The organism is Streptomyces sp. NPDC111606, assembly GCF_055656945.1.
The window spans coordinates 1-2,352 of record NZ_JBVKBY010000040.1 but is presented as its reverse complement, the minus strand read 5'-3'; the positions used below and the strand labels follow the sequence as shown (position 1 = coordinate 2,352).

Annotated in this window: 1 protein-coding gene; it reads right to left on the bottom strand. The window is 69.1% G+C overall.

Features of this window, described 5'->3' with window-relative positions:
* Nucleotides 1-2,119, bottom strand: a 2,119-nt coding sequence (locus tag ACZ7M7_RS44985; protein ID WP_472127654.1) for a condensation domain-containing protein, incomplete at its 3' end; no start/stop codon positions are given.
* Nucleotides 2,120-2,352 lie beyond the last annotated feature (233 nt).

The window sequence follows — 2,352 nt, the reverse complement described above, 5'->3', positions numbered from 1 at the left end:
ACACACCCACCAGCGCACCCTCGACCACACCCAACGACCGCAAATGATGCGCAAGTCGGTTCGCACGCACCTCGACCTCGGCATACGTCAGCGACAACTCACCAAAGACCACCGCCACCGCATCCGGAGACTCCGCGACACGCTCCGCGAAGACCTCATGCACACACCGCTCCACCGCAGCCGACGACACCACCGGACCCGCAGCGGAGAGCAGCAGGTCCCGCTCGCCGGCGGGCAGGTACACGGTCTGCGCGTCACCGTCCGCGTCGGCCGCCATGGCCTCCAGGACGGCGCGGTACATGCCGACCAGGCGCTCGCCGTTGGCGCGGCTGAGCATGCACGGGTCCGCGGTGATGATGACGTGTCCGGCACGGGACGAGACCGTCAGCGGGAACTCGGTCGGGCTGTCGTCCAGGCCCGCCCGGTCGTCCACGACGGTGGCATCCATCTGCCGGAAATCCTGGTAGTTGAACATGACGTCCAGCAGCCGTCGGCCACCGGCCGCGTCACGCTGGATCTCCGGCATGGGGAAACGTCGATGCGGCCAGAGCTCGACCTCGCGGGCGAAGACCTGCTGGACCAGCTCACGCCAGGTGCGCGCGCTGCGGTCCATGGTGAACGGCAGGGTGTTGAGGTACATGCCGAGCACCCGGTCGGCGCCGAGAACCTCGGGCCGCGCGTCGCAGACGACGCCCGTGTGGAAGGCCTCCTCCCCGGTGAGCTGGCTCATCACCTTCAAGTGCGCCGCCAGCATCACGCTCTTCAGCGAGACCTTCGAGTCCGTCGCCAGCTTGCGCAGGTCGCGCTCCAGGTCCTCCCACTGCGTCCAGGCCTGGTACAGCTCGCGCGGCCCGTCCTGCTGCTCGCCCCAGCCCGTGGGGAGTGAGAAGGGGGCGTGCCGGTCGACGACGCCCTGCCAGTAGGCGCGGTCCTCGGTGGAGGCCAGGGACTCCAGCTCGCCGGCCACGAAGTCGGCGAAGCGCACGGCAGGGGCCTCGTACGGCTCCGGCTCCAGGCCGTCCCGCAGCTGCCTGTACAGGGCCAGGAGCTCCATCAGGAGGGAGTGATGGCTCCAGCCCTCCAGGACGGGGTGGCACTCGGTGACCGAGATCCACCAGCAGTCGCCGTCGGTGACATGCGCGAAGAAGCGCATGAGGGACGGCGTACCGAGATCGAACAGTGTGGCGCGCTCGCGCACGGTGAAGGCACGGAGTTCCCGCTCCACCGTCTCGGCGTCCAGCCCCCGCAGGTCCTGCCGGCCGAGCGGGAGTTCGGCGGTGGTGTGCACCAACTGCAGGGGCACGGAGTAGGCGTTGAGTTCGATGGAGGTACGCAGCGCCTCGTGCCGCTCGACGACCAGTCGGCCGGCGGCCTGAAGAGCGTCGAAGGAGAAGGGCTTGTCGTCCAGGACACGGAACGTGCTGACGTTGTGGTAGTTGTTGCGGCTGTCGTCGACGAGCATCTCGACGACCATGCCGAGCTGGACCTGCGACAGCGGGTAGGCGTCCACGACGCCCTCCGGAAGCTGCGCCCGGTCCTCATCGCCGATCAGCGCGAACGGCTCGACCCGCCGGTCCGCGTCCGACACCGCCGGACGCCCCGTGATCAACTCCGACAGGCCGGCGACCGTGCGGTGCTCGAAGACGTCCCGCACCGCGACATCGAACCCGGCCGCGCGCAGCGCACCCACCAGGGCCACGGCACGGATCGAGTCACCGCCCAGCTCGAAGAACCCGTCCTCGACACCGACGCGCTCGACCCCGAGGACCTCCTGCCAGACCTCCGCCACCCGCTCCTCGGTCGGCGTACGCGGCGCCACGAACGCCGACTCCGCGAACGCGTCACCACCCGGCGCGGGCAGCGCACGGCGGTCGAGCTTGCCGTTCACCGTCAGCGGGATCCGATCCAGCTCGACGAAGGCCGCCGGCACCATGTACTCCGGCAACGCACCGGCCACGAACTGCCGCAGCTCGGCCGTCGACGGCACGTCTCCGTCGACTACGAGGTAGGCGACCAGCCGCTCGTCACGGACGATCACCACGGCCTCGCGGATCACGGGGTGGGCACTCAGACGTGCGCTGATCTCACCCGGCTCGATGCGGTAACCACGCACCTTCACCTGGTCATCAGCACGCCCCAGGAACTCCAGACTCCCGTCAGCGCGACGACGCGCCAGGTCCCCACTGCGATACAGACGAGAACCCGCAGGACCGAACGGATCCGGCACGAACCGCTCAGCCGTCAGCTCCGGACGGTTCAAATACCCACGGGCCACACCCGGACCGCCCACATACATCTCACCGGGAACACCCACCGGCACCAACTCACCGAACCGGTCAAGGAGATACACCC